This window comes from Flavobacterium frigoris PS1 (genome assembly GCF_000252125.1).
GTDB classification, from domain to species: Bacteria; Bacteroidota; Bacteroidia; order Flavobacteriales; family Flavobacteriaceae; genus Flavobacterium; species Flavobacterium frigoris_A.
The window spans coordinates 1-7789 of sequence record NZ_AHKF01000040.1; the positions used below are offsets into that span (position 1 = coordinate 1).

4 protein-coding genes are annotated in these 7789 nt (G+C 34.3%); all 4 read left to right on the top strand.

Features of this window, described 5'->3' with window-relative positions:
• Positions 1-188 precede the first annotated feature (188 nt).
• From HJ01_RS16885 to HJ01_RS16900, 4 genes are read left to right on the top strand one after another with little or no spacing between them, the layout of a single operon-like run.
• Positions 189-4013 carry an efflux RND transporter permease subunit gene (locus HJ01_RS16885; RefSeq protein WP_007139728.1) on the top strand — a complete coding sequence of 1275 codons (3825 nt, stop codon included), beginning with the start codon at positions 189-191 and terminating at the stop codon, positions 4011-4013.
• On the top strand, positions 4006-5226 hold the full coding sequence (locus HJ01_RS16890; protein ID WP_007139729.1) for a TolC family protein: 1221 nt from the start codon (positions 4006-4008) through the stop codon (positions 5224-5226). Before HJ01_RS16885 ends, HJ01_RS16890 begins: the two co-directional genes overlap by 8 nt.
• A 2-nt stretch (positions 5227-5228) precedes the next feature.
• Complete coding sequence (locus HJ01_RS16895) at positions 5229-7007, top strand: efflux RND transporter periplasmic adaptor subunit (protein ID WP_007139730.1); 1779 nt, start codon at positions 5229-5231, stop codon at positions 7005-7007.
• A gap of 33 nt (positions 7008-7040) precedes the next feature.
• Complete coding sequence (locus tag HJ01_RS16900) at positions 7041-7664, top strand: DUF3347 domain-containing protein (RefSeq protein WP_238531107.1); 624 nt, start codon at positions 7041-7043, stop codon at positions 7662-7664.
• The last annotated feature ends 125 nt before the right edge of the window (positions 7665-7789 follow it).

The window sequence follows — 7789 nt, forward strand, 5'->3', positions numbered from 1 at the left end:
CTGCGATAAAGTGTTGTGAAAAAAATAAAGGAATATATTTTATTTACAATAACCATTGAGCCTTAAACACTACTAAATTCTTTACTCTTTCTTTGGAACATTATTATCTAATTTGGTTACTGATTTTATATACTTTAATTATAGTAATCAAAAATAAGTTCCGATTAAGAAGAAATAAATAAAAATACATGTTAAATAAAACTATAAAATATTTCCTTGAAAATAAATTAGTTACAGGACTCATTCTTCTTGTAATAATAGTTTGGGGAATAGCAACTGCACCATTTGACTGGAAGGTTCCTTTCATACCATCAAGTCCAGTGTCTGTAGACGCAATTCCTGATATTGGAGAAAACCAACAAATCGTTTTCACACAATGGCCGGGTAGGTCTCCACATGATATAGAAGACCAAATATCGTATCCATTAACAACATATATGCTGGGTATACCAGGTGTAAAGTCAATTAGAAGTAATTCTATATTTGGTTTTTCGAGTATTTATATCATTTTTGATGATGATGTAGAATTTTACTGGTCTCGTTCACGAATACTTGAAAAACTAAATTCGTTACCAAATAGTTTATTACCTGAAGAAGTGAAACCTTCTTTAGGACCTGATGCAACTGCACTTGGACAAGTATATTGGTATACTGTTGAAGGAAGAGACAAAGATGGAAATCCTACTGGAGGTTGGGATTTAAACGAAATAAGAACAGCCCAAGATTTCTACATTAAATACGGATTAAATGCAGTTAAAGGAGTTTCTGAAGTTGCTTCTATAGGCGGATTTGTTCAAGAGTATCAAATAGATGTGAATCCAGATGCACTAAAAGCATTTAACATTCCATTGATGAAAGTGATGACTGCCGTACAAAAGTCAAATAAAGATATCGGTGCTAAAACAATCGAAATTAATCAAGCAGAATATCTTGTAAGAGGACTTGGTTATGTAAAAAAAATTGAAGATATTGAACTTGCTGTAGTTGCAGTAAATGACAATGTGCCAATTCGTATAAAGGATATTGGAGTAGTTACTCTAGGTCCAGCAACTCGACGTGGGGCTTTAGATAAAGGTGGCGCTGAAGCTGTAGGTGGTGTGATTATTGCAAGATATGGCTCCAACCCTTTAGAAGTATTAAATGGAGTTAAATCTAAAATTAAAGAAATCGCTCCTGGTTTGCCTAAAAAAACCTTAGCAAACGGAGTGGTAAGTCAATTAACAATTGTCCCATTTTATGACCGTACTCAACTAATTCATGAAACGATAGGTACACTGGAGACAGCGCTTTCACATGAGATACTAATCAGTATTATTGTGGTTTTAATTTTATTATTTAATCTTCGAGCGTCCTTAATTATTTCTAGTTTATTACCCGTTGGAGTATTGATGACCTTTATAGTAATGCGCTATTCGGGAGTCGATGCCAATGTTGTAGCCCTATCTGGTATCGCCATAGCCATAGGTGTAATGGTAGATGTTGGCGTTATATTTATTGAGAATATTATAAGGCACTTAGAAATGCCAGAAAATGAAGGAGTCAAAGGGCAAAAACTATTAGAGGTTATTTACAACGCAACCATAGAAGTAGCCTCGGCTATCACTACAGCATTAGCGACTACAATAGTAAGTTTTATTCCCGTATTTGCTATGGAATCAGCAGAAGGTAAGCTATTTAGACCTTTGGCGTTTACCAAAACATTTGCCTTATTAGGAGCTTTTGTGCTTGGTTTAATTGTTTTGCCTTCTTTAGCCCATCTTATTTTTGGAATTGATTATGATAAAAAACGAGTAAAGCGTTTTTGGGGTTATGTATTTATAGCAGCTGGGGTTCTATTGAGTATTTATTTTAAAATGATGCTTCCTTTGGCTTTGTGCTTAATGGGTTTATACGACTTATTCAATTACAAAATTCCAGAAAAATATAAATCTTACACTAAGCATTTCAATATAATTTTAGTGCTGCTAATTATATCTTTTTTCCTTACGGAGGAATGGATGCCTCTTGGTCCACAAATAAGCATAATAGGTAATTACTTATTTGTGATTGTTTTATTAGGTATCATTTTAACAGGCTTATTAAGTATTGTTCGTTTTTACGAGCCAGTACTAAGATGGTGTTTAGCTAATAAAGGTAAATTTATGTTATTACCTTTAGTTACTCTACTGTTTGGTCTATTAGTATGGATTGGTTTCAATGCTACCTTTGGCTTTGTCGCTAACGGTTTTGAAAAAGTAGGTTGGGATATCCGAAATTCTAAAGTTTGGACTGTACCCACACATACTTTTCCGGGTATTGGATCAGAGTTTATGCCTTCACTAAACGAAGGTAGTTATTTATTAATGCCAACCTCCATGCCACATTCTGGTGTAGCACAAAACCGAAAAGTAATAGGCCAACTAGACATGATACTAGGACATATCCCAGAAGTGGATATGGCTGTTGGAAAACTAGGTCGTGTGGAAAGTGCTTTAGACCCTGCCCCTATCTCCATGTACGAGAACATGATTAATTATAAGCCTGAATACATTCTAAATGAAAAAGGGCATCGTATGCGATTTAAAGTGGATAAAAAAGATCGATTCATTACAAAATCACGCGATAGTCTTTCACATGATGATGCCTTGAAACAAGGGATAACTATGAAAAATTTGATTGAAGATGATAATGGTAATTTTTATCGAAACTGGAGAGACAAAATACATTCACCAGATGATATTTGGGATGAAATTGTTAAAGCATCAAAAATTCCTGGAGTAACATCTGCACCTAAATTACAACCTATTGAAACGCGACTTGTAATGCTCCAAACAGGAATGAGAGCACCAATGGGTATTAAAGTATTTGGTCCAGATTTGAAAACCATCGAAGAATTTGGGTTAGAATTGGAAGGAATCCTTAAAGAAGTGCCATCTGTTAAAAAAGAAGCCGTTTTTGCCGATAGAATTGTCGGAAAACCATATCTGCATTTAAATATTGATAGAGAAAAAATTTCAAGATTTGGATTAAATGTAGAAGACATACAACAAACCATTGAAACAGCAATTGGAGGAATGAAAGTTTCTTCAACAGTTGAAGGAAGAGAACGTTATCCTATTCGTGTCCGTTATCCAAGAGAATTAAGAGACAGCCCGGAAGCTATGAGTAAAATTTTAGTTGCAACACCTACAGGTGCTCAAATTCCGCTGGGTCAATTAGTCAAATTTGAGTATACAAAAGGACCACAAGCAATTAAAAGTGAAGATACTTTTTTAGTAGGATTTGTATTGTTTGATAAAAATAGTGGATTTGCCGAAGTAGATGTGGTAAATGATGCTCAAAAAGCGATAAAAGCTAAAATTGATTCAGGAGAACTTAAAGTACCACAAGGGGTGAATTTTAAATTCTCTGGAAGCTATGAGAATCAAATTAGAGCAATGAAGAGACTATCGATAGTAATACCTATTTGTCTTGTGGTTATCTTTCTATTGCTTTACTTTCAGTTCAAGACAATTATTGCTTCATCTATTCACTTTTCTGGTGTATTCGTTGCTTTTGCTGGTGGTTTTATTCTACTATGGCTTTACGGTCAAGATTGGTTTATGAATTTTGTAGTAGCAGATGTCAACATGCGTGACTTATTTCAAATACATCCCGTTAATTTAAGTGTAGCCGTCTGGGTTGGGTTTATTGCACTGTTTGGAATTGCCACCGATGATGGGGTAATTATGGGAACCTATATTCACCAAGTTTTTGAGGAAAAAAATCCTCAAACGGTAACTGCGGTTAGAGAAGCTGTAATAGAAGCTGGTAAAAAGAGAGTAAGACCTGCTGTGATGACAGCAGCAGTAGCAATTATAGCTCTTTTGCCCGTATTAACCTCAACAGGAAAAGGATCTGATATTATGATTCCAATGGCTATTCCAACTTTTGGAGGAATGACTATTCAAATTATGACCATGTTTATTGTGCCTGTTTTGCAGGCCTATTGGAGAGAAACAGTTATTAAAAATAAAATAAAAAAAAATGCGTAAAATAATATTAGTAACGCTATTGTTTGCCGTTTGCAATTTAAGCGCACAATCCCTTACGAACTACTACGAACTGGCAGCTAAAAACAACCCAGAACTAAAAGCAAAATATAAGGAATTTGAAGCTTCTTTGCAAAAGATCCCACAAGTGAGTTCTTTACCAGATCCTAATTTCTCTTTGGGTTATTTTATTTCCCCAGTAGAAACCCGACTTGGCCCACAGAATATGAAGTTTTCATTGACACAAATGTTTCCTTGGTTCGGTACTTTAAAAGCACAAAAAAATGTTGCTGCTTTACTTGCCGACAGCAAATATCAAGCTTTTTTAAATACTAAAAATCAATTGTTTTTTCAAGTTGCTTCGGCATATTATCCTTTATATGAACTATTAAATTTAAAAGGCATTGAGCAAGAAAATATCAAAATTTTAGAATCATATAAAAAAATAGCTTCCGCAAAATTTGAAAATGGGAAAGGGAGTTTGGTTGATGTCTTGCGTGTGGATATTATGGTAAAAGAGGCGCAAACTAATTTATCTATATTAGAGAAAAAAGAGCCCGCACTAACAGCTTGGTTCAATAGTATTCTGAACAGAAAATACGACGAAAAGATTGACGTAATTAAAGAAATTACATTAGTTGAACTACCCCTTGAATACCGTAAAGATTCAATAGTAACCAATCCTTTGTTATTAGAAATAGATTTAAAAAAGCAAGCGGCTGATGCCAATATAATAGCGGTAAAAAAACAAGGTTTACCCAAATTAGGAGTTGGATTAGATTATGTTTTTGTTGGTACAGGTATGAATAACTTCTCGGATTCAGGTAAAGATGCTATTATGCCAATGGTTACTTTAAGCTTACCCATCTTTAGAACAAAATACAATGCCGCTAATGCAGAAGCTAAATTAATGCAAGAAAGCTATTGGTACCAAAAAGAAGCGGCGGAAAACAAATTAAACGGCAGTTATTATAAAATGACTTTTGAGTTAGAAAAAGAACAGGAATTATTAAAACTATATACTAATCAAGTAACGACACTCTCAAAAAGCTTAAATTTATTATTAGCCTATTACAGTAATGCAAATAAAGACTTCGAAGAAGTACTGCGCATGCAACAAGAACTATTGAAATATAAAAAGTTAACCCTTGCGAGTACGAGTGCTTTTTATGTGAAATTAGCTGAATTGGATTATTTAACTGCAAAACAATTTTAATTATGATACTTGATAAAAAAACAAAAATATCCCTTATAGCTACTTTATTTATAGGATTGTTACTGGGGGCACTTCTTTTTGGAGGTAGTGCTAATGAAAAGGAAAAAATAGCTACAGAAACAGTAACAAAAGAGCAAATTTGGACCTGTTCCATGCACCCACAAATTAGACGAAATGAACCTGGAGCTTGTCCTATATGTGGCATGGATTTAATTCCGCTTGAAACATCTGGAAGTGGCGATATTGATCCAAACGCTATAAGCATGTCAGAATCAGCAATGATTATTGCAGGCGTATCAACTATTAAGGTAGGAAGTTCGGACGGAATAAAAGAAATTGCACTTAATGGAAAAGTGGAGGTAAATGAAAAAGGCGTATACAGTCAATCATCACATATTCCCGGGAGAATTGAAAAAATTCTAGTCACATTTACTGGTGAGTATGTAAGAAAAGGGCAAGTGGTTGCTTATGTGTACTCGCCTGAATTAGCCAGCGCACAACAAGAACTATTAGAAGCCTACAGCGTTAAAGACATTCAACCGCAATTATTCGAAGCAGTAAAGCAAAAGTTAAAAAACTGGAAGGTTTCTGAAACATCAATAAAAACAATTCTTAAATCAGGAAAAGCACAAGATCGATTTGCCATAACAGCTGATGTTTCGGGCTATGTGGTAAAGAAAAATGTGGAGCTGGGAGACTATGTACAAAGAGGACAAACCCTATATGAAGTAGCTGATTTATCGACGGTTTGGGTTCTTTTTGAAATATATGAAACAGAATTGAATTGGATTAAAAAAGGAGATAAAATTAATTATACCATTGCCTCTTTTCCAGGGGAATCTTTTTCTGGTACAATCTCTTTTATAGACCCATTTATTAATCCTAATTCGCGTATCGCTAAAGCCAGAATTGAGGTAAGCAATTCCAATTTTAGATTAAAACCAGAAATGTTTGTTTCAGGGACTGCAAAATCGAAAGTAGCTACAGGTAAATCTTCATTAAGTGTTCCTAAATCTGCCGTTATGTGGACCGGTAAACGCTCTATTGTATATATTAAAAATGAAGCAGAAAGCGGCATTAGTTTTAAATTAAGAGAAGTAACACTCGGACCATTATTAGGAGATAATTACCTTATTGAAGAAGGTTTAGAAGCAGGTGAAGAAATTGCCGTAAACGGAACGTTCAATATTGATGCGGCCGCACAATTAGCGGGTAAACCAAGTATGATGAATATCGAAGGCGGTAAAGTGAATACAGGCCACGATCACGGTGGTATGAAAGGTACGATGTCTAATGAAAAACAAGCAACCTTACAAACTATTAAAACCACAATTAGTACAGATGCAAAAACGAGCTTACAACCTTTATATAAAGATTATTTTGAGCTAAAAGATGCACTAACTAAGGATGATTTCAATCTTGCAAAAAATACAATATCCAAATTTGAAAATTCTTTAAATAAAATAAATATGAATCTATTTAAAGGGGATGCACATAAAATTTGGATGAATTATCAAACAGAATTGAAAAACAACATCTTACATGCTGTTCATATAAAAGATATAAAAGAGATGAGAAAATCTTTCGAGCGTATATCAAATGTAATGATAGCCATGACAAAGTCTTTTAAGCCTTTAAAAGAAAGTTCCTATATACAATTTTGTCCAATGGCAAACAGTGATAAAGGAGCTAATTGGTTGAGTAAAGAAAATAAAGTAGTCAATCCTTATTTTGGAGCTTCTATGTCAAAATGTGGAGAAGTGAAACAAGCAATTAAATAATAATAACCCTTTAAATTTTTAACCATGAACAAAATGAAAACAACAATCGGAATTTTAGCAATGGCTGTACTAAGCCTAACAGTTTCTTGTAAAGACAACAAAGAATCACAACACAGTGAAGAAGCCCATTCAGGAGAAATGGAAGTACACGATCATTCAGAAATGAATCACGACAACAGCGATGGACATCATAACGGATCTGAAAGTGCAGAAAGAGCTATAGAAGCGAGCACCCAGAAGAGCCCCGCTACAACTCCAATTATAGAGAGCTATTTACAAATTAAAAACGCATTAGCTTCTGATAATAAAGAGGCTGCTACTAAAGGAGCTTCAGCGATGCTTGCTGCAATTTCTAGTTTTGATATGACAAAAATTGATGAAGCTCAGCATAAAGAATACATGGAAATAATCGAAAGTGCCAAAGAGCATGCAGAACATATTGCTAAAAGTCCTATCGATCATCAAAGAGAGCATTTTGAGACTTTGAGTACCGATGTTATGGATTTAGTAACCTTATTGGGCACCGATAAAACTCTTTATCAAGATTACTGCCCAATGAAAAAAGTTAGCTGGTTGAGCGAAACTAAAGAGATTAAAAACCCTTTTTATGGAAGCAAAATGTTGACTTGTGGTTCTGTGAAAAAACAAATTAATTAAATGAAAATTGTAAAAGTAATAGTATTAGTTTTACTGGTTGCGTTCGTGGGAATTCAGTTTATTCCCACAGTACGCAATCGAAGTGAATATGTTCCCAAAACAGATTTTATGTTGGTCAATACAGT